Raw genomic sequence first — 21948 nt, forward strand, 5'->3', positions numbered from 1 at the left:
CAGTTCCGGATGCTGGCGTCGAGGCTCTTATTCAGGGAACTCCCCTACGATCAAGCGTATGCCTGAAACGAAACGCACGCTGAAGGGTGTGCTCGGCGGACTTCTCGGGCTGGTCGGCCTGAGCGCGGTCGCCGGCGTCCTCGTGACCGCGAGTGTCACCCCCGCGATCGCCATGGCCGGTTTCTCCGGCTCCCAGGCCCTGACGCTGTTCGAGGAGCTGCCGAGCTATCTGAAGATCGGCGCTCCGATGGAGCCGACGACGATCTACGGCACTGGCACGGACGGCAACCCGGTGCAGCTGGCGAAGTTCTACGACCAGAACCGCGTGCCGGTCACCTTCGACCAGGTCTCCCCCGTCCTCTACGACGCGATCCTCTCCAGCGAGGACAAGAGCTTCTACGAGCACGGCGGCGTCAACCTCGGCGCCACGATCAAGGCCGTCGTGGACAACCTGCGCAAGACCTCGTCCCGGGGCGCCTCGACGATCAGCCAGCAGTTCGTGAAGAACGTGCTGATCCAGGAGTGCGAGAAGAACGCCTCGCCGAGCGAGGAGGGCTATCTCGACGAGCTCCGCGCCTGCTGGACCGAGGCCACCCAGGCCACCGGCGCGGCCGGCATCGAGCGCAAGCTGCAGGAGATGCGCTACGCGATCCAGATCGAGAAGGACTATTCGAAGAACGACATCCTGCTCGGCTACCTGAACATCGCCAACTTCGGCGGCCAGACCTACGGCATCGAGGCCGCGGCGAACTACTACTTCAACACGACGTCCGCGAACCTCACAGTCTCGCAGGCGGCCACGCTGGCCGGCATCGTGCAGAACCCGAACCGCTACCGGATCGACATGCCGGGCGGCTCGACGACGGATGCCGACGGAAACCCGCTCAACGGCGCCCACGACGGCTACAAGGAGACCAAGGATCGCCGCGACTACGTGCTCGGCCGCATGCACACCGACGGCAAGATCACGGACGAGCAGTACGAGCAGGCGCTCGCCGAGCCGATCACCCCGGTGATCACGCCGACGCAGCAGGGCTGCGGCGCCGCCGGCGACAACGCCTACTTCTGCCAGTACGTGAAGGCGGTCATCGAGAACGACGAGGCCTTCGGCGAGACGCTCGAGGAGCGGCGCGAGAAGCTCAGCCGCGGCGGCATGGAGATCTACACCTCCCTCGACATGCGCGTCCAGCAGCCCGCGATCGACGCCATGAACGAGTGGGTGCCGGAGTCCGACCCCAACATGGCCCTCGGCGCATCCGCGGTGTCGCTCGAGGCGGACACCGGCCGCGTGCTGTCGATCGTGCAGAACACGCGCTTCTCCGAGTCCGCAGGGGATGCCGGCACTCCCGGCGTGTCCAGCCTCGTCTTCGCCGCCGACAAGAGGCTCGGCGGCGGGAGCGGCTTCCAGGTCGGATCGACGTACAAGCTCTTCACGCTTCTGAAGTGGCTCGAGGACGGGCATTCCATCAACGAGACGCTGAACGGCGTGAACCGCACGTTCCGCGAGTTCACCTCCTGCGGGCGCCCGTACAACAACAACAGCTTCATCGGCAATTACGAGCAGAACCGGGGCTACACGGGCTCCGTGCGCAGGTTCACCGAGCAGTCGCTCAACTCGGGGTTCCTCGCCATGGCGCAGGAGCTCGACCTCTGCGAGATCAACAAGGTCGCGGAGAGGCTCGGGGTCTACCAGGGTGACCTCACCCCGGTGACCGAGAAGAACGACCCCTACGGTGCGGTGCTCGGATCGAAGAACATCGCCCCGCTGCAGATGGCGGGGGCCTTTGCGGCGGTCGCCAACAAGGGCATCTTCTGCCAGCCTCGCGTGATCGACAAGATCATCGCCCAGGACGGTACCGAGCTGCCGGTCCCCCAGTCGAACTGCACGCAGGCGATCCAGCCCGAGATCGCCGCGACGGCGGCATTCGCCCTGCAGGGCGTGATGACGAACGGCACCGGCCGCGCCTCGAATCCGTTCGACGGGACGCCGGTGCTCGGCAAGACCGGCACGCACGAGGACTACAGCACGATGATGGTCGAGTCCAGCACCAAGGTGACCACCGCGGTGTGGGTCGGCGACTACAAGGGCGAGAACGGCTCGCTGTACGACAAGTGGTGGAACGGCGTGCGCTACTCCGACCTGCGCCACGAGATCGCCCCGGTCATGCAGCACGCGGCGAACGAGGTCTACGGCGGCGAGGAGTTCCCCCGGCCCGATCAGAACCTCACCCGTCCGGTCATGAAGGAGCTGCCGAACGTCGTCGGCATGCCGGTCGACCAGGCGACCCAGACGCTGGAGGAGGCCGGGTTCCAGGTCAGCGTCGGCGCCCCGGTGGACAGCACCGTCGGGGCCGGCCTCGTCGCCGCCCAGGACCCGGCGGCGGGTCAGGCCGCCGCCGGCACGACCGTCACGATCTCGCCGAGCTCCGGCAAGGCGCCGGCCGCACCGGTGCCGAACGTCGTCGGCTCGAAGCTCAAGCAGGCCGAGAAGGCGCTCACCGACGCCGGCTACGGGGTGACATCGGACGGATGCGGCAACGACGACGCCGTCGTCGCGCAGAACCCGGCCGCCGGCGCCGCTGTACCGCCCGGCACCTCCGTCGCACTGCAGTGCGGCGACGACGATTGAGCGCCGCACGGACGCACCCGGCCCTCATCGCGCTCGGCGCGATGGGGGCCGCCGGTGCGGCCGCCGCGGTGTGGGGCATCGGCATCGAGCGGTATCTGTTCACGGTCCGTGAGGCGACGGTGGCCGCCCTCGCTCCCGGGTCCGCGCCGATCCGGGTGCTGCACGTGTCGGACGCCCACATGGCGCCCTGGCAGGAGCGCAAGCAGCGCTGGCTGGCATCCCTCGCGGCGCTGGAGCCCGACCTTGTCGTGAACACCGGGGACAATCTCGGGCACCGCGACGGCATGCAGGGCATCCGCCGCGCATTCGAGCCGCTGGCGGGCATCCCCGGCGTCTTCGTGCACGGCTCGAACGACGTCAGCGCGCCGTCGCCGCGCAACCCGTTCCGCTACTTCCTGGGCCCGTCCGTGAAGAAGCCGGACCCGCGTCCTCTCGACACCGCGGCCATGGACCGCTTCTTCACAGAGGAGCTGGGCTGGCACGGGCTCAACAACGCCGCGGTGCGGCTCAGCGTCGCCGGCGGGACCGTCGACCTCTTCGGCGTGGACGACGCTCATCGCGACTGGGACCGGCTCGATGACCTCCCCGCCGCCCTCGACGGGCTCGGCCCGCGGCCGGAGGGCGCGTCGGTCCTCGGGGTGACGCACGCGCCGTATCAGCGCGTGCTGAACACGTTCACGGACCTCGGCGCGGATGCGATCTTCGCCGGGCACACGCACGGCGGGCAGGTCTGCCTGCCGTTCTTCGGCGCCCTCGTCGCGAACTGCGACATCCCGCTGAAGCAGGCGAAGGGCCTGAGCAGCTGGACGCACCACCGCCGCACGGTGCCGCTGAACGTGAGCGCCGGGTGCGGGCACTCGATCTACGCCCCGGTGCGCTTCGCGTGCCGTCCGGAGGCCACGCTGCTCACCCTCACGGCCCGGGGCTGACCCGCCGCCGTCACACCAGGACGGTGTGCGGCAGCCAGCCCTCACGACCGTCCGCGGCGCGGCACAGCTCCAGCCGGACTCCGCACGTTACGAGGACACGCCCGCGCGTGCCCCCTCGATTCGGAGATCGGCGCCGGTTCGATGTAGACTCGAACGGTTGCGAAACGGGGTGTGGCGCAGCTTGGTAGCGCGCTTCGTTCGGGACGAAGAGGCCGCAGGTTCAAATCCTGTCACCCCGACAAACGAGGAAGGGCCCGCCATCGGCGGGCCCTTCCTCGTTTCGCCGAGGTGACAGCGGGGCCCCGCGGTGCAGGAGGCTCCGCGCCCCGGCATCCGCCCCGCCCCGCCCACCCTGAACGCCTCCGTTCAGCCTGCTCCACTACCCTGGAACACACCATGACCTCGACCACGCCTCGCCTCGTCGCCTTCGACCTCGATGACACGCTGGCCCCGTCCAAGGGTGCGATCGATCCACGCATCGCGGACCTGCTGCGGGCGCTGCTGCGCCACGTGGACGTCGCGATCATCTCCGGCGGCAACGAGGAGCAGTTCCGCTCCCAGGTGATCGCCCGCCTCGGCGAGGCCGACCCCGCCGAGCAGGCGCGCCTGCACCTGCTCCCCACCTGCGGCACGCGCTATCTGCGCCACGACGGCACCGGCTTCGCGACCGTGTACGCCCACGACCTCTCCGAGGAGGAGAAGGAGGCGGCGATGGTCGCGCTCCGCGAGGAGGCCACGCGTCTGGGACTGTGGGAGGCGGAGCCCTGGGGAGAGATCCTCGAGGACCGCGGCTCGCAGATCACGTTCTCCGCGCTCGGTCAGCAGGCACCGCGCGAGGCGAAGCACCGCTGGGACCCGGACGGCGCCAAGCGCGCCGCCCTGCGCGACGCGGTGGCCGCCCGGCTCCCCGAGCTCGAGGTGCGCTCGGGCGGCTCGACGTCGATCGACGTCACCCGCGCCGGCATCGACAAGGCGTACGGGATGCTGCAGCTCGCCGAGCACACCGGCATCCCGCTGGCCGACATGCTCTTCTACGGCGACCGCCTCGACGAGGGCGGCAACGACTACCCGGTCCTCGCACTCGGCGTCCCCTCGGTCGCCGTCGAGGGCTGGGAGGACACCGCCGACAAGCTCGACGCCCTCCTGGAGACGCTCGAAGCCGACGTGGCATCCGCTCGCGCCTGACCGCGGCCTCCTCGCCCCGTGCGGCGACGCCACTCAGCGGGCGGCGGCCCCCACGGCATCCGACACCACCGGCACCAGCCGGGTCAGCTGCGTGACGTGCGCCGGCTCGAGCTCGGCGAGCGAGGACACGCCGAGCAGGCGCATGGTGCGCTCGATCTCGCCGCGCAGGATCGCGATCGCGCGGTCGACGCCGGCGCGCCCGCCCGCCATCAGCCCGTACAGGTAGGCGCGCCCGATCAGCGTGAAGTCCGCCCCGAGGGCGACGGATGCCACGATGTCCGCGCCGTTCATGATGCCGGTGTCGATCATCACGGTGAACTCGTCGCCGACGGCCCGGCGCACCTGGGGCAGCAGGTGGAACGGGATCGGCGCCCGGTCCAGCTGCCGGCCGCCGTGGTTGGAGAGGACGATGCCGTCCACACCCGCGTCCCGCAGCCGCAGCGAGTCCTCGACCGTCTGCACGCCCTTCACGACGATCCTCCCGGGCCAGAGGTCGCGGATCACGTCGAGGTCGGCGTAGCTGATCGTGGGGTCCATCGCCGCGTCCAGCAGCTCGCCGACCGTGCCGCCGGTCGAGCTCAGCGAGGCGAACTCGAGCTTCGGCGTGGTGAGGAAGTCGAACCACCACCACGGGCGGGGCAGCGCGTCGATGACCGTGCCCAGCGTGAGCTGCGGCGGGATGGAGAAGCCGTTGCGCTTGTCGCGCAGGCGGGCACCGGCGACCGGGGTGTCGACGGTGAACATCAGCGTGTCGAAGCCGGCCGCGGCGGCCCGCCGGGTCAGGTCGTACGAGATCTCCCGGTCGCGCATGACGTAGAGCTGGAACCAGTTGCGTCCGCGCGGGTTCGCCTCGGTCACGCCCTCGATGGAGGTCGTCCCGAGCGTGGAGAGGGTGAACGGGATGCCGGCGGCGCCGGCCGCGCCCGCCCCCGCGACCTCGCCCTCGGTCTGCATGAGCCGGGTGAATCCGGTCGGCGCGATGCCGAACGGGAGCGCGCTCGGTCCGCCGAGGATCGACACGCTCGTGTCCACCGTCGGCGCCGGCTTCAGCATGCCCGGGTGGAACTCGACGTCCTGGAACGCCTGACGGGCGCGGGCGAGGGAGATCTCGCCCTCGGCCGCGCCGTCGGTGTAGTCGAACGCGGCCTTCGGCGTGCGGCGCTTGGCGATGAGCCGCAGGTCGCCGATGGTGAGCGCGGACTCCAGGCGGCGCTTGCGCAGATCCAGCTCGGGCTTCTTGAACCTCATCAGCTCGAAGATCTCGCGGGGGTTGGGCAGCTGGCGCTGGACCATGGCATTCCTCTCGGTGTGCGGCGGCGGGGGCGGTCGGTGCGGACGGTCGGGGCGTCAGTCGGTGCGGACGGGGCGGTCCTCGGCGACGAGGCCCGCCGCGGTGTAGTAGCCGATGATGTGGTCGTGCACGAGGGCGCGGGCGGCATCCGCGTCGCCCGCCGCGATCGCCTCCACGATGCGGCGGTGCTCGCCGCGGAGCCGGCCGGCCATCGCCGGCCAGTCCTCCACGCGACCCGCCCCCTCGAGGACGTACGACTCGATCGAGGTGCGCAGCCCCGCCATCATCGCGGTGATCACGGTGTTGCCGGAGGCCTCGGCGAGGGCGAGGTGCAGCCGGGCGTCCAAGGCGAGGAACTCCGGCGCCGTGAGCTCCTCGGCATCCATCGCGTCGAGGATCCGCCGCGCCTCGGCCAGGTCGCGGTCGGGTCGGGCGGCGAGGGATGCCGCGACCGCGTCCTCCAGCACGAGACGGGTCTGCACCACGTCGCGGAGCGGGAAGCCCTGCGCCGCGACCTGCAGCCGCAGCAGGGCCGCCATCCCGCCTCCGGGAGCGGCCACGACGATCGCGCCCGCCTGCGGGCCGGAGCCGGTCGTGGTGCGGATCAGGCCCATCACCTCGAGCACCCGCAGCGCCTCCCGGACGCTGGAGCGCGCCACGCCGAGGTCGGCCGCGAGCTCACGCTCCGACGGCAGACGGTCCCCCGGGCCGAGGACGCCGTCCAGCAGATTTCCCTCGATCCGCTCCAGCACGGTGCGCCAGGCGCGCGGCGCCTGCGAGCCCTGCCTCGCGTCCGGCATCCGCACCTCCCTGTGGTCTGACCACAGAGTATCCTGTGTGGTCTGACCACGCAACCGCGGCGGCGTCCGTCAGCCCAGCCGCCCGCCGGACTCCTCGAGGTAGCAGTTGCCGCACAGCGACTCGTACGACACCACGCCCGGCCCGGTGGCCGGGCGCAGCGCCCCGGTGCCGTCGATGGCCACCTGGTCGCCCTGGAACACGAAGCGGCCGTCCACGATCCGGCCGTTGAACACGGCCTTGCGTCCGCAGCGGCAGATCGTCTTGAGCTCCTCGAGGGTGTGCGCGATCGCGAGCAGGCGGGCCGAGCCGGGGAAGGCGTGGGTGAGGAAGTCGTTGCGGATGCCGTAGGCCAGCACCGGGATGCCGTCGAGCACGGCGATCCGGAACAGATCGTCGACCTGCGCGGGGGTGAGGAACTGCGCCTCGTCGATGAGCAGGCAGGCCACGTCCATGGGGCCGGCCGGGAGCAGTCCGGCATCCGCGCTCCGGCGCACGCGCTCGCGCTCGGCGGCGAACAGGGCACGGGCGTCGTCGTCGGGGCCGAGCAGGAAGTCGACCTCGCGGGTGACGCCGAGGCGGCTCTCGATCTGCGAGGCGCCCTTCGTGTCGATCGCCGGCTTCGCGAGCAGCACGTGCTGGCCGCGCTCCTCGTAGTTGTACGCCGCCTGCAGCAGCGCGGTGGACTTGCCGGAGTTCATCGCGCCGTAGCGGAAGTACAGTTTGGCCACCGGTCGAGTGTAATGCCGGCCCACTCCCTCGTTCGGGAGGGGGTCAGTCGGTCATGCCGCGGCGCAGCAGCCGGCCGCGCGGGGTCTCGAAGTCGATCACCTCGCCGTGCAGCCACGTCTTGCGCACCACGCCGGCCAGGGGCTTGCCGTGGTACGGGGTGAGCGGGTTCTTGTGGTGCAGCTTCTTCACGTCGACCACGTAGGCGTCGTCGGCGGCGAACACCGAGAAGTCGGCGTCGTAGCCGGGGGCGATGCGGCCCTTGCCGGTCAGCCCGGCGAACTGCGCCGGGCGCTCGCTCATCCAGGAGACCACCTGCTCCAGCGACAGCCCGCGCTGTCGCGCCTCGGTCCAGATCAGCGACAGGCCGAGCTGCAGGGACGCCACGCCGCCCCAGGCGACGGCGAAGTCGCCGTTCTCGAGGTCCTTCAGGTCGAGGGTGGACGGCGAGTGGTCGGAGACGATGAAGTCGATCGTGCCGTCCTCGTGCCCCTGCCAGAGCAGCTCGCGGTTGCCGGCCTCGCGGATCGGCGGGCAGCACTTGAACTGCGTGGCGCCGTGCGGGATCTCCTCGGCGGTGAGCGTGAGGTAGTGCGGGCAGGTCTCGACCGTGAGCTTCAGGCCGTCCTGCTTGGCGGTGCGCAGCATCGGCAGCGCGTCCGAGGAGGACAGGTGCAGGATGTGGGCGCGGGCGCCGGTCCAGCGGGCCCGCTCGATGACCTCGGCGATGGCGAGGTTCTCGGCGCCGCGGGGACGCGAGGCCAGGAACTTGCTGTAGTCGTCGCCCTCGGGCTGCGGGGCGCGGTCGATGGCGCGGGAGTCCTCGGCGTGCACGATGAGGACGGAGTCGAAGGATGCCAGCTCGCGCATGTCCTTCTCCATCTCGTCCGCATCCAGCGGCGGGAACTCGTCCACGCCCGAGTGCAGCAGGAAGCACTTGAACCCGAACACGCCGGCGTCGTGCAGGGCGCGCAGGTCGCCGGTGTTGCCGGGCACGGCGCCAGAAGCCGACGTCCACGTGCGTCTGCCCCGTGGCGGCCTCGCGCTTGACGTTCAGCGCCTCCACGTTCACCGTCGGCGGGATGCTGTTCAGCGGCATGTCGATGATCGGCGTGACGCCGCCGGCGGCGGCCGCCCTGGTCGCCGAGTCGAAGCCCTCCCACTCGGTGCGGCCGGGCTCGTTCACGTGCACGTGCGTGTCGACCAGGCCCGGGATGAGGGTCTCGTCGTCGGCGAGCTCGACGACCTCGGTGCCGTCGAGGTTGTTGCCCAGCGGCTGCATCGCGACGATCACGCCGTCGCGCACGCCCACCTCGCGCGGCCGGATGCCGGCGCTGGTGAGCACGCGCTGACCGCGGATGGGATCGCGTCGGCGACGCGGTCGGCGTGCTCGGGCGAGGAGGTGTTGGCGGTGACGTCGACGATCATGCGGTCGGCGTGCGACTCGACGACGTCGAGCGCGGTGACCTGGCCGCCGGCCGCGCCGACGGCGGCCGCGAGCTCACTGGTGACCTGGTAGCTCGAGGGCGCTTCGACACGGACGGTGATTGAATAACCGGGGCTGGGGTTGGCCATAGGATCCTCCTTGATCGGCGAGGCCCGGCGGGCGCCGCTGCAACCGACTCCCTTCAGGAGGAACCATGACCGAACGGACCACGGGCGGCGTGCAGTCCGTCGAGCGCGCCTTCGAGCTTCTCGATCTCATGGCGGACGCCGGAGGCACGCAGACGCTCTCCGAGCTCGCCAACCGCACCGAGCTGCCCCCGCCCACCATCCACCGGCTGCTGCGCACCCTGGTCGGCCGCGGCTACGTGCGTCAGCTGCCGAACCGCCGGTACGCGCTGGGCCCCCGGCTGATCCGGCTGGGCGACGGCGCCAACCGGCAGCTCGGGCAGATCGCCGAACCGTACCTCGCCGAGCTCGTCGGCACGCTGCAGGAGACGGCGAACCTCGCCGTGCTCGACGGCGACATGGTGCTGTACGTCGCCCAGGTGCCCTCGCCGCACTCGGTGCGCATGTTCACCGAGATCGGCCGCCGCGCCCACACTCACGACACCGGCGTGGGCAAGGCCATCCTGTCCCAGCTGGACGAGCAGACGGTGCGCTCGATCGTGACCCGGGTGGGGATGCCCCGGGCCACCGAGCACAGCATCGGCGACCCGGACCAGCTGCTCGCCCACCTGTCGGAGATCCGCCGCCGCGGCTACTCGATCGACGACAACGAGCAGGAGATCGGCGTGCGCTGCTACGCCGTGCCGATCCCGAACGCGCCCACCCCGACCGCGGTGTCCGTGTCCGGTCCGCAGACCCGCGTCGACGAGGCGTTCGGCGAGCGCGCCGTGCCGCTGCTGATCTCCGCTGCAGAGGCCATCGGCCGCGAGATGAACCGGGTGGCCTGAGCCGAACCGGGCGGCCTGAACGAACCAGGAGCCGCCGCAGACGGGAGCGGGGCCGGCGCGTGACGTACAGCTCGCGCGGCTGGCCGGCATGCAGCACGGCGCTGTCGGCGTCGAGGGCCTCGCGGCGCAGTTCGTGGCTGGTCACAGACCACACGTCCGCGGCTACGCCCCACTCCTCGGCGAGGAGGCGCTGCGCCTCGATCGATCGTGACGACGGGATAGAAGGTGTCCGTGCCGCGCTGCGCGAAGTAGTCGGCGACCTCGAAGCGCAGCCGGTAGTGCCCGGTCTGCAGGGTCTCGGGGCCGAGGTCCTTCACACGTCCGTCCGCATCGGTGCGGGCGGATGCGACGACCGCGCCGTCGCCGGCCTCGAGCACGACCGCGACGTCCGCGGCCGGCCGGCCGATCGAGGCGTCGAGGATGTGCGTGGTGACGTGGCTCATGCGCGGAGGATCCCTTCCAGTCGGAGGAGCGCGATCTGGCGAAGCTGTTCGGCCACTTCCCGGATCTCGTCCTCGTCGGTGTTGCCGAGTCGGCGGTTCAGCTCGTCGAGAATCTCCCGACCGCTGCGGCCCGCCGCCCGGATGAGGAAGACACGGCCGAAGCGCTCCTCATAGGCGCGGTTGCCCTCGAGCAGCTGCTCGGCCAGCGCCGAATCGCTGGCATCGACGCCGGCCTGCTCACCGCGCTACATGCCGGCCTCGGTCGAGCTTCCACTCGCCCGCTCGCCGATGCGCGGATGATGTGCCAGCGCCGCATCGATGTCCTCGTCCGTCCAGTCGAGCGCCCGTTCGCGGGCAACCGACAGCACCTCCTCCACGCTGGAGTACGGACGAGCCGACACCACGGCCTCCACCCAGCCGTCGATGTCCGCGCTCGGGCGGATGAGCGCATCCGCCTCGTCGCGCGTCGCCGTCGTCACCGGAGCGGGCTCCGGGATCGGCCACGCCACCGCGCGAGAGCTGGGCCGGCGCGGCTGGCGGCTCGCCCTGATCGGCCGCACCCCGGAGACCCTCGAGCGCACGGCATCCGAGATCCGCGCGCAGGGCGGGGCGGACGTGCTGTGCGCGCCTGCCGACGTGACGCGCGCCGACGAGGTCGGCGCGGCGTTCGACCTCGCCCACGAGCGCTTCGGCCGGGTGGATCTGCTCTTCAACAACGCCGGCTCCTTCGGCCCGCAGGCGCGCGTCGATGAGCTCTCGGACGAGGACTGGGCGGCCACCCTGGCCGTGAACGTCACCGGCGCGCTGCACTGCGCCCGAGAGGCATTCCGGCGGATGCGGGCGCAGAGCCCGCAGGGCGGACGGATCATCAACAACGGGTCCGTGTCCGCCCACCGGCCGCGGCCGCGCTCGGCGGCGTACGCCATCACCAAGCACGCGGTGACCGGCCTCACCCGCTCAATCGCCTGTAAGTCTCTGAAGTGGCTGGCCTGGGGTCGGCTGGCAGGGTGGGTGCTGGTGCTCCGTCTGGTCGTGACTCTTGAATCGCCTGGCCTCCCGCTTCGGCGGGGTGCCTTTCCCAGGATCTGTCCGGCCGGGTGGGTGCCGGCGCCGACCCTGCCCACTCCGATGGCTTGATCAGAAGCTTGCCCGACCGTTCACGGCGGTCGTGGCCCATTACAGGCCTGCCTCGAAGTGACCATTCCCGGGTCGACGCCAGCAGTGACGTCAACCCAGTGGAGAGGATCACGGTCACCATGACCATCGTCGCAAACACGTTCGCGTATGTCATCGGCGCGGACACCCATTCCAGAACACACACTCTCGCCGTGCTCGACGCGCGCACTGGCGCCAGAGTGGACACTCGGACCTTCCCGACGACGCCGGCGGGATTATCACGCGCGGTCGCGTGGATCGCTCGGCGCACCAGCGGGCTGGCCGATGTGCTCGTAACGATCGAGGGCGTCGGCTCGTATGGCGCCCGGCTCGCGAGAGCATGCCAGGACGCCGGCTACCGGGTCGTGGAGTCGTTCCCGACAGCGGCACGTGAACGTCGCGGACGAGGCAAGAGCGACGAGATCGACGCGGAACTGATCGCCCGCTCCGTGCTCGGCGTCGATGCCGACAACCTCCGTGATCCGCGTCAGGACGCGGGAGTCCGCGCGGCGCTGCGGGTGCTGATCGGCGCCCGCGACCTCATCAACCTCGAACGCACCAGGTCGATCAACGCCTTGACCGCGCTGCTTCGAACGGTCGACCTCGGCATCGACGCCCGCGCCTCGCTCACCAAGAAGCAGCTCGCGGCGATCGAGTCCTGGCGCACGCGACAGGAGGACCTCGCGACCGCGACAGCCCGCCGGGAAGCGATCCGGCTGGCCCGACGGGTTGCCGTCTGCGATGAGGACCTCGCTGCTAACCGTGACGCGATCACCGCGCTGGTCGCCGCCAGCGACGCCGCAATCCTGCTCGACGAGCCCGGGATCGGCGCGATCAACGCGGCCGTGATCATCGCCGCCTGGTCACACCCCGGCCGGGTCCGCTCCGAAGCAGCGTTCGCCGTGCTCGCCGGCGTCAGTCCCGTGCCCGCCTCGAGCGGAAACACCACCCGTCATCGCCTCAACCGAGGAGGCGACAGGCGTCTGAACAGAGCCTTATCGTCGATCGCGCTGACCCGAATGTCGCACCACCCGCCGACCCGCGCCTACGTCGAACGCCGACGAGCCGAAGGACGCACCACCAAGGAAATCCGCCGCTCACTCAAGCGATACATAGCCCGCCAGCTCTACCGCCGCCTCAGCGAGCAGAGCGGACTTGACAACACATAGAAGCATCCTGGACGGGCGCGCGTTCGGCATCACCGCCACCCAGATCGACATCGGCAACGCCGCCACCGAGCTGCTGCAGGGCATCGGCGCGGACGCCGGCGCGCTGCAGGCGGACGGCTCGCGGCGCCCCGAGCCGTCCTTCGACGCCGCGCACGCCGCCCGGCTGATCGCCGACGTCGCCGATCTCCCCCTGGACGTCGCTGTGCACGAACTGGTGGTGACGGCCGCGGGCATGCCCTACGATGGCCGCGGCTGAGAACGCGCCGTTGCGCGCCGCGGCATCCGTGCTCTAGGCTCGGATTCCGATACACAGAAGCTTTGTTTCACGATACGGAACTGGAGGCATCGTGGCCACCCAACTCGAGCCCGGAGACGCCGCACCCGACTTCTCGCTCACGGATGCCGCCGGACGCACGGTCCGGCTCGGCGACTTCGCCGGACGGCGCGTGATCCTGTACTTCTACCCCGCCGCCTTCACGCCGGGGTGCACCACCGAGGCGTGCGACTTCCGCGACAACCTCGCGTCGCTGCGCGGCGCGGGCTACGAGGTCGTCGGGGTGTCCGGCGACGACCAGGAGACGCTGGCGCGCTTCGCCGCGGAGGACCGCCTGGAGTTCCCGCTGCTGTCCGACCCCGGCAACGAGGTCGCGAAGGCGTACGGGGCGTGGGGCGAGAAGGAGATCGACGGACGCACCCTGACGGGTGTGCTGCGCTCCACCTTCGTCATCGACGGCGACGGGCGGATCGAGCTCGCGCAGTACCGGGTCGACCCGAACGGGCACGTCGCAGCCCTGCGCGAGGAGCTCGCCGCCTGAGCCGGGCCCGTCGCGGCCCCGCGCGAGTGGCCGCGACGGGCGTGCTCAGGCCTGGAGCTGCAGCACCTCGGCGGTGCGGCGCATCGATTCCTGCGCCTTGGTGGCGTCGGTGTTCAGCTTCTCGCCGTAGGTCGGGATGAGCTCGCGCAGCGCCGGCTCCCACGACCGGAACCGGTCCGGGAAGCAGCGCTGCAGCAGGCTGAGCATGATCGGCACCGCCGTGGACGCACCCGGCGAGGCGCCGAGGAGTCCGGCGATCGTGCCGTCCTCCGCCGCGACCACCTCGGTGCCGAACTGCAGGATGCCGCCCTTCTCCGGGTCCTTCTTCATGACCTGGGCGCGCTGACCGGCCTGGATGAGCTCCCAGTCCTCGTCCTGCGCGGTCGGCATGAACACCCGCAGGCTGTCCACCTTCTTGCGGTGCGTCTTCAGCAGCTCGCCGACCAGGTAGGTGATCAGGTCGGGGTTGGCGAAGGCGACGCGGAGCATCGGCCAGATGTTGTGCGGCCGCACCTGGGTGACCAGGTCGAGCAGCGAGCCGTTCTTCAGGAATTTCGGGCTGAACGTCGCGAACGGGCCGAACAGCAGCGACGACTCGCCGTCCACGACGCGCGCGTCCAGGTGCGGGACGGACATCGGCGGGGCGCCGACGGAGGCCTGCGAGTACACCTTCGCCTTGTGCTGGGCGACGATCTTCGGGTTCGTGGTCTTCAGGAACTGTCCGCCGATCGGGAAGACGCCGTAGCCCTTGATCTCCGGGATGCCGGAGCGCTGCAGCATCTTCAGCGCCCAGCCGCCGGCGCCGACGAACACGAACCGCGCCTTCACCTCGCCCGGGGTGCCGCCGATGGTGCGGCGGTACTTGACCAGCCAGGAGCCGTCCTTCTGGCGCTTGAGGCGGCGCACCTCGGTGTCGGTGCGCAGCTCCACGCCGTTGGCGGAGAGGTGGTCGAAGAGCTGGTGGGTGAGGGCGCCGAAGTCCACGTCGGTGCCGGAGGGCACCCGCGTCGCCGCGAACGGCTCGCCCTTGCGGCGCTTCTGCATCAGCAGCGGCGCCCACTGGTTGATCACCCGGGAGTCCTCGCTGTACTCGATGCCCTCGAACAGCGGCTGGTCCTTGAGGATCTCGTAGCGGGCCTTCAGGTAGGCGACGTCCTTCTCGCCGCGCACGAAGGTCATGTGCGGCGTGGAGTTGATGAAAGTCGCCGGCTCGCGCAGCACCCCGCGCTCGACGAGGGATGCCCAGAACTGGCGGCTCTGCTGGAACTGCTCGTTGATCGAGATCGCCTTGGCGGGGTCGAGCGAGCCGTCCTTGCCCTGCGGCATGTAGTTCAGCTCGCACAGGGCGGCGTGACCGGTGCCGGCGTTGTTCCAGGGGTTGGTGCTCTCCTCGCCGATGTCGCTGAGGCGCTCGAACGCCACGATCCTCCAGTCGGGCTGGAGCTCGTGCAGCAGGGTACCCAGGGTGGCGCTCATGATGCCACCACCGATCAGGACGACGTCGACGGTTTCAGTCACCCGACCAGTCTAGTTCGACGCCGGATGCCCCCTTGGCCGCGTGACCCGTCCGGGAGCCGTTCAGGCGACGAGCGCGGGGACCAGCAGCTCGGCGATCTGCACGGCGTTCAGCGCGGCGCCCTTGCGGAGGTTGTCGTTGCTGATGAATAGCACGAGCCCCCTGCCCCCGGGGGCGGACTGGTCGGCGCGGATGCGGCCGACGAAGCTCGGGTCCTTGCCGGCGGCCTGCAGCGGCGTGGGCACCTCTTCGAGGGCGACGCCGGGTGCGGATGCCAGCACCTCGCGCGCCCGCTCAGGGGTGATCTCCCGCGCGAACTCGGCGTTGATCGAGAGCGAGTGGCCGGTGAACACCGGCACCCGCACGCACGTGCCGGCCACGCGGAGGTCGGGCAGCTCGAGGATCTTGCGGCTCTCGTTGCGGAGCTTCTTCTCCTCGTCGGTCTCGTTCAGCCCGTCGTCGACGACGGATCCGGCCAGCGGGATGACGTCGAACGCGATCGGGGCGACGTACTTCTGCGGCTCCGGGAAGTCCACGGCGGAGCCGTCGTGCACCAGGCGCAGCGTGTCGCCCTGGGCGAGCACGCCCTCGACCTGCCCGAGCAGCTCCTGCGCTCCGGCGAGGCCCGAACCGGACACCGCCTGGTAGGTGGAGACGATGAGACGCTCCAGCCCGGCCTCCTCGTGCAGCGCCTTCAGCACGGGCATCGCCGCCATCGTGGTGCAGTTCGGGTTGGCGATGATGCCCTTGGGCCGGTCGGCGGCGGCGTGCGGGTTGACCTCGCTGACCACCAGCGGCACCTCGGGGTCCATCCGCCAGGCGCTGGAGTTGTCGACCACGACGGCGCCGGCTTCGGCGAACCGCGGCGCGTAGGCGCGGCTGGCGGTGGCGCCGGCGGAGAACAGGGCGACGTCGATCCCGGACGGATCCGCGGTCTCCACATCCTCGACGACGACCGGGACGCCGCCGAAGTCGATGGCGGTGCCGGCGGAGCGGGCGGAGGCGAACAGGCGCAGCTCGCGCACGGGGAAGGACCGCTCGGCGAGGATCTCGCGCATCACGGTGCCCACCTGGCCGGTGGCGCCGACGATGGCGACGGAGAGTCCGGAATCGGAGATACGGGTCATGGGGGATCCTTGGCGTGGTGACGTTACGCCAGGCTCAGCCCCAGGGTGCGGATGCTGCGCCTGGCGGCGATGTCAGGGTTGCCGCGAGTCTACCGCCTCCCCGCACCCCCGGGTCGCGCCTTCTCCCCGGCCGCCCCGCTCCGGACGGTTCGGGGGCCGGGCGCGGTCGCGGCCGGGGGTCGGCGGGATCAGCGGCCGGAGGGCCGGGCGGGGTCGCGGCCGGGGGCGGCGGGATCAGCGGCCGGTGCCGGCGTGGACGACGGCCTCGACCTCGCCGTCCAGGCCGTAGGCGGTGTGCACGGCGCGGGCGGCGTCGACGAGGTCGGAGCCGCGCAGCACCACCGAGATGCGGATCTCCGAGGTGGAGATCATCTCGATGTTGATGCCGGTGTTCTTCAGCGCCTCGAACAGGGTGGCGGACACGCCGGAGTGGGTGCGCATGCCCGCACCGACGACGGAGAGCTTGCCGATCTGGTCGTCGTGGATGAGGTTCTCGAACCCGATCTCGGACTGGTCGGCGGCGAGCGCCTTCAGCGCCGCGGCGGCATCCGCCTTCGGCAGCGTGAACGAGATGTCGGTGCGCCCGGTGGAGGCGGCGGACACGTTCTGCACGATCATGTCCACGTTCGCACCGGACTTGGCGACGATGGTGAAGATCTCGGCTGCCTTGCCCGGCACGTCCGGGACGCCGGACACGGTGATCTTCGCCTGGCTGAGATCGGTGGCGACGCCGGTGACGATCGGTTCTTCCATGGCTGCTCCCTCGGGGTCGCGGGGGCTTCGCATGCCCTCGCCCAGAACGTAGGTGCCCTCTGCCGAGGAGAAGCTCGACCGGGCGTGGATGAGAACGCCGTGGCGGCGGGCGAACTCGACGGCGCGGATGTAGAGGACCTTGGCGCCGTTGGCCGCGAGCTCGAGCATCTCCTCGCTGGTGATGGTGTCGAGCTTGCGCGCCTTCGGGATGACGCGCGGATCGGCGGTGAAGATGCCGTCCACGTCGCTGTAGATCTCGCACACGTCGGCGTCCAGCGCGGCAGCGAGCGCCACGGCGGTGGTGTCGGAGCCGCCGCGGCCGAGCGTGGTGATGTCGCGGGTGTCGCGGTTGAAGCCCTGGAACCCGGCGACGATGACGATCGCCCCCTCGTCCAGCGCCTCGCGCAGCCGCACCGGCGTGACGTCCACGATGCGGGCGGCGCCGTGCTTGGCATCCGTGATCATGCCCGCCTGACTGCCGGTGAAGGAGCGGGCCTCGAAGCCCATCGAGTGGATCGCCATCGCCAGCAGTGCCATCGAGATGCGCTCCCCGCTGGAGAGGAGCATGTCGAGCTCCCGCGGCGCGGGGATCGGCGCCACCTCGCCTGCCAGCTCGAGGAGATCGTCGGTGGTGTCCCCCATCGCGCTCACCGCGACGACGACGTCGTGCCCGGCACGGCGCGTGTCGACGATGCGCTTGGCGACGCGCTTGATGCTCTCGGCGTCGGCGACGGACGAGCCGCCGTATTTCTGCACGATCAGGGCCACGTTCACTCCCGGGGACGTCGGGCGGATCCGCCCACGCACATTCTACGGACGCGCCTCATGCCCGCCCGTGCATGTGACGGTCAGCGCTCGTTGTCGGCGACGACGACCTCGGCGGTCTCGGCGGTGGTGACCGGGCCCGTGGTGAGGTCCGCCGCCGGGGCGTGCAGCCGGCCGCCGGTGGCGGCGAGCCAGCAGCCGGCGAGCACGATCGGGAACCCGACGAGCAGCCCGAGGGTGATCGGCTCGGCGAGCAGGGCGGTGCCGAGCAGGATCGCCACGATCGGGTTGATGTACGTGAACAGCGGCGCCCGCACCGGCCCGACCTCGCGGATCAGGGCGAAGAAGCCCACGAACGCGAGCGCGGTGCAGACGATCCCGAGCAGCGCCAGCGACACCGTGGACCGCAGCGTGGGGACGTCATGCTGGGTCAGCAGCGCGGCGGGCAGGTAGCCGATGCCGATGGCGAACAGGGCGAGGGTGATCGTGCCGATCGAGGGGACGTCGTGAAGCTTGTGCGCGATGATGAACGGCGCGATCGCGTACAGCAGCGCGGTGAGCAGGATCTCGCCGATCGCCAGCATGCTGCCGGCGCCCTGCGGGAACAGGCCGGGGCCGGCGACGACGATGACCACGCCGGCGAACCCGAGCACCAGCCCGCCCAGACGGACCGGGGCGAGCACCGTGCGGTCGCCGCGCAGCAGCGCGATGAGCACGGCGAACAGGGGCACGGTCGCGACCAGCAGCCCGGTCAGCCCGGACGGCAGACGGGTCTCGGCGTGGCTGAGCAGCAGGAACGGGCCGGCCATCTCGACGACGCCGAAGGCGAGCACCCACGGCCAGTGCCGCCACGCGGCGCGCAGGGCGCCGCTGCGGAGGGCGAAGGGCAGCAGGATGAGCGCGCCGAGCAGAGTGCGACCGGCGACGACGGCGGGCGGGCTGTAGGAGTGCACCGCCTCCTTGATGAACAGGTAGGTGGTGCCCCACACGAAGGACATGATCGCGAAGAGGATCCAGCCTTTGCGCGTGAATCCTGCGGTGTGCGCGGTCACAGCCGGCGCCGCCCCTCGAACGCGCGCCCGAGGGTGACCTCGTCGGCGTACTCCAGGTCGCCGCCGACGGGAAGGCCGGATGCCAGGCGGGAGACGGTGATCTGCATGCTCGTGAGCAGCCGGCTGAGGTAGCTCGCGGTGGCCTCCCCCTCGAGGTTCGGGTTGGTGGCGAGGATGACCTCCTGCACGGTGCCGTCGGCGAGGCGGCTCATCAGCTGCGCGACGCGCAGGTCGTCGGGGCCGACGCCGGCGATCGGGCTGATCGCGCCGCCGAGCACGTGGTACAGCCCACGGAACTCGCGGGTGCGCTCGATGGCGGCCACGTCCTTGGCGTCCTCGACCACGCAGATGAGCTCGGGATTGCGTCGCGGGTCGCGGCAGATGGCGCAGCGGTCCTGTTCGGACACGTTCCCGCACACCTCGCAGAATCGCACCCGGGCGCGCACCTCGGTGAGCAGCTCGGCGAGACGGGCGACGTCGAAGCTCGGCGTCTGCAGGATGTGGAACGCGATCCGCTGCGCCGACTTCGGTCCGATGCCGGGCAGCCGGCCGAACTCGTCGATGAGCTCCTGAACGATGCCGTCGTACATCAGCTGAACCTCGTCGGGGGCTCGAAGGGCTCCTCGCGCAGGAAGGTGGCGCCGAGCACCTGGCGGACCACGGCCTCGCCGTAGCGCTGCACGCCCTCGGGCGCCACGGAGCGGGCCGTCACGACCGGCGCGTTCGGCCCGGCCGGCCCGCGCCCGGGGACGGATGCCCGAGAGGCGGATGCCGGCGCGGATGCGGAGCCGGATGCCGGACCGGAGCCGGATGCCGGGCCGGACGGCGCAGCAGGGGCCGACGTCGACGCACGATGGGCCGACGCGCGATCGGGAGCCGACGCGGTCCGTCCCCCCGCCGGGATCACGGGCGCGCCAGCGCGTGCGGACGCACCGGGCCCGTCGAGATACGGATCGTACGGGGGCTCGTCGTCGTAGGGCGGGTGGTCGTCGTAGGGCGGCTCGTCATCGGGCAGCGGCGGCGGCTCCGGGTCGACCATGCCGTCCACCGCAGACGCGGGCGCGGAACGGGCGGCCTCGACCTCGGCCGGCTCCTCGTCGACGGGGAACTGCGGCTGCGGTGCTGTGATCGTCGCCGTGGGGATCGGCGCGACCGCCCACTCGGTCACCGGAGCCGACTGCGCGCGCGGGGCCTGTCGCGGAGCGGATGCCCGGGGGCCCGGCCGCTCCGGCTCCTGCATCGGGTTCGCCCAGCCGGCGGCCGGCGCGCTGTCGGACAGCGGAGCGCTCCCTGCCGCAGCGGGGCCGCTGGAGGGCTGCGAGCCGCGGGCGGGGGCGTCCGGACCGGCGGATGCGCGCGGGTCCGCGGTGCCGCGAGCCGTCCGGGGTGCCGGGCCGGACGACGGACCGCTCCCGCGGGACGCCGAGCCCGGGCCCGAAGCCGGGCCGGCGGACGTTCCTGCGCCCGGGGCCGGGGGCCCCGAGGATCCCGGATTCGCTCCGCCGGGCGGCATCGGCGCGGGCAGGTACTTCACGGTGACGCCGAGCTCCTGCTGGATGGCGGTGCGGAGGTGGTCGGAGGTGCCCTTGCCCGGCGTGGAGCCCTTGAATCGCGCCACGTCGCTCGGGCTGGTGAAGCCCAGTGTGAGCACGCTGCTGTCGGTGTCGTAGGCGAGCGGCTGCACGGCCGTGACGACGAGCCAGGATGCCCGGCTGATGCCCTCGAGACGGCGGAGGATGGCCGGCCAGGCGGCGGCGATGCGCTCGAAGGTCACCGGGCCGGAAGCGGCGGGTGCCGCATCCGTCTGCTCGGCCGCGCCGCCAGGAGCCGGCACCTGCGCGTCGGCAGCGCTCGCGCTGCCCGCTGGGCCCGCGGATGCCGGGCCCGCGCTGGACGGCGTCCCCACCGCCCCACCGGCCGCAGGAGCCCCACCGGCCGCAGGAGCCCCACCGGCCGCAGGAGCCCCACCGGCCGCAGGAGCGGCACCAACGGCGGAACCCGCGGCGTTCGCGGCGGCCTGCGCGGCACTGCCGGCGACGGACGGGGCCGCGACGGCATCCGCCGAGGCCCCCGAGAGCACTCGCGCGACCATCAGCTCCAGGTGCAGTCGCGGCGAGGTGGCGCCGGTCATGTCATCGAGTGCCTGGCTGACCAGGTCCGCGGTGCGCGACAGCCGCGCCGACCCGAAGGCCGCCGCCTGCTCCCGCATCCGCTGCAGCTCGTCCGCCGGGATGCCGCGCAGCACCGCCGAGGCGCCCTCGCCGACCGCGGCGATGACGATGAGGTCGCGCAGCCGCTCGAGCAGGTCGTCCACGAACCGGCGCGGGTCCTGCCCGGTCTGCACCACCCGGTCGACGGCCGGGAAGGCCGCTGCCGCGTCGCCCGCGGCGAGCGCGTCCACGATCTCGTCGAGCAGGGCGGCGTGCGTGTAGCCGAGGAGCGCGACCGCGCGCTCGTACCGCACCGACACCGCGCCGTCGCGGTCCTGATCCGAGCCGGCGATGAGCTGGTCCAGCAGCGACAGCGTGTCGCGCGGCGAACCGCCGCCGGCGCGCACCACGAGCGGAAGCACACCCGGCTCGACCTGCACCCCCTCCTCGGCGCACAGCTTCTCGACGTACTCGAGCATGGCCGCGGGCGGCACCAGCCGGAACGGGTAGTGGTGGGTGCGCGAGCGGATCGTGCCGAGCACCTTCTCCGGCTCGGTGGTCGCGAAGATGAACTTCACGTGCGCCGGCGGCTCCTCGACGAGCTTCAGCAGCGCGTTGAAGCCCTGCGGCGTGACCATGTGCGCCTCGTCGAGGATGAAGATCTTGTAGCGGTCGCGGCTGGGCGCGAAGGTGGCGCGCTCGCGCAGGTCGCGGGCATCGTCGACGCCGTTGTGGCTGGCCGCGTCGATCTCGACGACGTCCAGCGACCCGCCGCCGGAGCGCGACAGCTCCACGCAGCTCGGGCACACGCCGCACGGGGTGTCGGTGGGCCCCTCGGCGCAGTTCAGGCAGCGCGCCAGGATGCGGGCCGAGGTGGTCTTGCCGCACCCGCGCGGCCCGGAGAACAGGTAGGCGTGCCCGACCCGGTCGCTGCGCAGCGCGGTCATGAGCGGCTCGGTCACCTGGGACTGCCCGATCATCTCCGCGAAGGTCTCAGGCCGGTAGCGGCGGTAGAGGGCTGTGGTCACCCGTCCAGCCTACGG

17 protein-coding genes, 1 tRNA gene and 3 pseudogenes are annotated in these 21948 nt (G+C 71.5%); 9 read left to right on the forward strand and 12 right to left on the reverse strand.

The genetic code is table 11. From position 1 onward, the window contains the following. The first annotated feature begins 58 nt into the window (after window positions 1–58). From JRG78_RS09920 to JRG78_RS09935, 4 genes are all read left to right on the forward strand, one after another. A complete protein-coding gene (locus JRG78_RS09920) occupies window positions 59–2629 on the forward strand; it encodes a transglycosylase domain-containing protein (protein ID WP_259606519.1) in 2571 nt (856 codons plus the stop codon). Then, window positions 2626–3558 carry a metallophosphoesterase gene (locus JRG78_RS09925; protein ID WP_432806409.1) on the forward strand — a complete coding sequence of 311 codons (933 nt, stop codon included), beginning with the start codon at window positions 2626–2628 and terminating at the stop codon, window positions 3556–3558. The genes JRG78_RS09920 and JRG78_RS09925 overlap by 4 nt, the downstream gene beginning before the upstream one ends. 165 nt (window positions 3559–3723) lie before the next feature. Continuing rightward, window positions 3724–3797 (forward strand) — tRNA-Pro (locus tag JRG78_RS09930). Window positions 3798–3954: 157 nt separating this feature from the next. Further along, a complete protein-coding gene (locus tag JRG78_RS09935; RefSeq protein ID WP_259606520.1) occupies window positions 3955–4743 on the forward strand; it encodes an HAD-IIB family hydrolase in 789 nt (262 codons plus the stop codon). Between the two features lie 33 nt (window positions 4744–4776). On the opposite strand, the gene JRG78_RS09940 is transcribed toward JRG78_RS09935, so the two are convergent. The 4 genes and pseudogenes from JRG78_RS09940 to allB form a co-directional block, all read right to left on the reverse strand. Further along, complete coding sequence (locus JRG78_RS09940; protein WP_259606521.1) at window positions 4777–6036, reverse strand: alpha-hydroxy acid oxidase; 1260 nt, start codon at window positions 6034–6036, stop codon at window positions 4777–4779. A 54-nt stretch (window positions 6037–6090) separates the two neighbouring features. Further along, window positions 6091–6834 (reverse strand): FadR/GntR family transcriptional regulator, encoded by a 744-nt coding sequence (locus JRG78_RS09945; RefSeq protein WP_259606522.1) that lies wholly within the window; start codon window positions 6832–6834, stop codon window positions 6091–6093. 69 nt (window positions 6835–6903) lie between these two features. Beyond that, a complete protein-coding gene (locus tag JRG78_RS09950; RefSeq protein WP_259606523.1) occupies window positions 6904–7563 on the reverse strand; it encodes a thymidine kinase in 660 nt (219 codons plus the stop codon). Window positions 7564–7606: 43 nt separating this feature from the next. Next, a pseudogene (gene allB, locus JRG78_RS09955) lies at window positions 7607–9179 on the reverse strand (allantoinase AllB); the annotation flags it as partial. Window positions 9180–9201: 22 nt separating this feature from the next. On the opposite strand from allB, the gene JRG78_RS09960 reads away from it, so the two are divergent. Continuing rightward, entirely contained in the window at window positions 9202–9960 is a 759-nt protein-coding gene (locus JRG78_RS09960) for an IclR family transcriptional regulator (RefSeq protein ID WP_259606524.1), read from the forward strand. A 260-nt stretch (window positions 9961–10220) separates the two neighbouring features. Here the strand turns inward: JRG78_RS09960 and JRG78_RS09965 are convergent. Together JRG78_RS09965 and uraD are read right to left on the reverse strand one after the other, a co-directional pair. Beyond that, window positions 10221–10403, reverse strand: a pseudogene (locus tag JRG78_RS09965) (hydroxyisourate hydrolase); the annotation flags it as partial. After that, window positions 10400–10963: pseudogene (gene uraD, locus JRG78_RS09970) on the reverse strand (2-oxo-4-hydroxy-4-carboxy-5-ureidoimidazoline decarboxylase). The pseudogenes uraD and JRG78_RS09965, both read right to left, overlap by 4 nt. Between uraD and JRG78_RS09975 the strand changes: the two are divergent. From JRG78_RS09975 to bcp, 4 genes are all read left to right on the forward strand, one after another. Then, complete coding sequence (locus JRG78_RS09975; protein ID WP_259606525.1) at window positions 10845–11540, forward strand: SDR family oxidoreductase; 696 nt, start codon at window positions 10845–10847, stop codon at window positions 11538–11540. The pseudogene uraD and the gene JRG78_RS09975 sit on opposite strands and share 119 nt — an antisense overlap. A gap of 119 nt (window positions 11541–11659) precedes the next feature. Then, window positions 11660–12727, forward strand: coding sequence for an IS110 family transposase (locus tag JRG78_RS09980; RefSeq protein WP_259606526.1), 1068 nt, complete (start codon window positions 11660–11662; stop codon window positions 12725–12727). Then, window positions 12714–12983, forward strand: a complete 270-nt coding sequence (locus JRG78_RS09985) for a hypothetical protein (RefSeq protein ID WP_259606527.1) — start codon at window positions 12714–12716, stop codon at window positions 12981–12983. Before JRG78_RS09980 ends, JRG78_RS09985 begins: the two co-directional genes overlap by 14 nt. A 91-nt stretch (window positions 12984–13074) precedes the next feature. Continuing rightward, complete coding sequence (gene bcp / locus JRG78_RS09990; RefSeq protein WP_259606528.1) at window positions 13075–13542, forward strand: thioredoxin-dependent thiol peroxidase; 468 nt, start codon at window positions 13075–13077, stop codon at window positions 13540–13542. Window positions 13543–13587: 45 nt separating this feature from the next. On the opposite strand, the gene JRG78_RS09995 is transcribed toward bcp, so the two are convergent. The 6 genes from JRG78_RS09995 to JRG78_RS10020 all read right to left on the reverse strand — a co-directional run bounded on the left by JRG78_RS09995 (window position 13588) and on the right by JRG78_RS10020 (window position 21933). Beyond that, complete coding sequence (locus JRG78_RS09995; protein WP_259608196.1) at window positions 13588–15018, reverse strand: malate:quinone oxidoreductase; 1431 nt, start codon at window positions 15016–15018, stop codon at window positions 13588–13590. A 102-nt stretch (window positions 15019–15120) separates the two neighbouring features. Next, the gene (locus tag JRG78_RS10000; protein WP_272653350.1) at window positions 15121–16185 is read right to left on the reverse strand and encodes an aspartate-semialdehyde dehydrogenase; all 1065 of its coding nucleotides are present in this window, start codon (window positions 16183–16185) and stop codon (window positions 15121–15123) included. 234 nt (window positions 16186–16419) lie between these two features. Further along, the gene (locus JRG78_RS10005; protein WP_259606529.1) at window positions 16420–17706 is read right to left on the reverse strand and encodes an aspartate kinase; all 1287 of its coding nucleotides are present in this window, start codon (window positions 17704–17706) and stop codon (window positions 16420–16422) included. An 80-nt stretch (window positions 17707–17786) separates the two neighbouring features. Next, window positions 17787–18755 carry a DMT family transporter gene (locus JRG78_RS10010; protein ID WP_259606530.1) on the reverse strand — a complete coding sequence of 323 codons (969 nt, stop codon included), beginning with the start codon at window positions 18753–18755 and terminating at the stop codon, window positions 17787–17789. After that, window positions 18752–19345: a recombination mediator RecR gene (recR, locus tag JRG78_RS10015; RefSeq protein WP_259606531.1), complete on the reverse strand. Its 594-nt coding sequence runs from the start codon at window positions 19343–19345 to the stop codon at window positions 18752–18754. Before recR ends, JRG78_RS10010 begins: the two co-directional genes overlap by 4 nt. After that, window positions 19345–21933, reverse strand: a complete 2589-nt coding sequence (locus JRG78_RS10020; protein ID WP_259606532.1) for a DNA polymerase III subunit gamma and tau — start codon at window positions 21931–21933, stop codon at window positions 19345–19347. The genes recR and JRG78_RS10020 overlap by 1 nt, the downstream gene beginning before the upstream one ends. Window positions 21934–21948 lie beyond the last annotated feature (15 nt).

The sequence above is a fragment of the Microbacterium sp. EF45047 genome (assembly GCF_028472845.1).
GTDB lineage: Bacteria > Actinomycetota > Actinomycetes > Actinomycetales > Microbacteriaceae > Microbacterium > Microbacterium neungamense.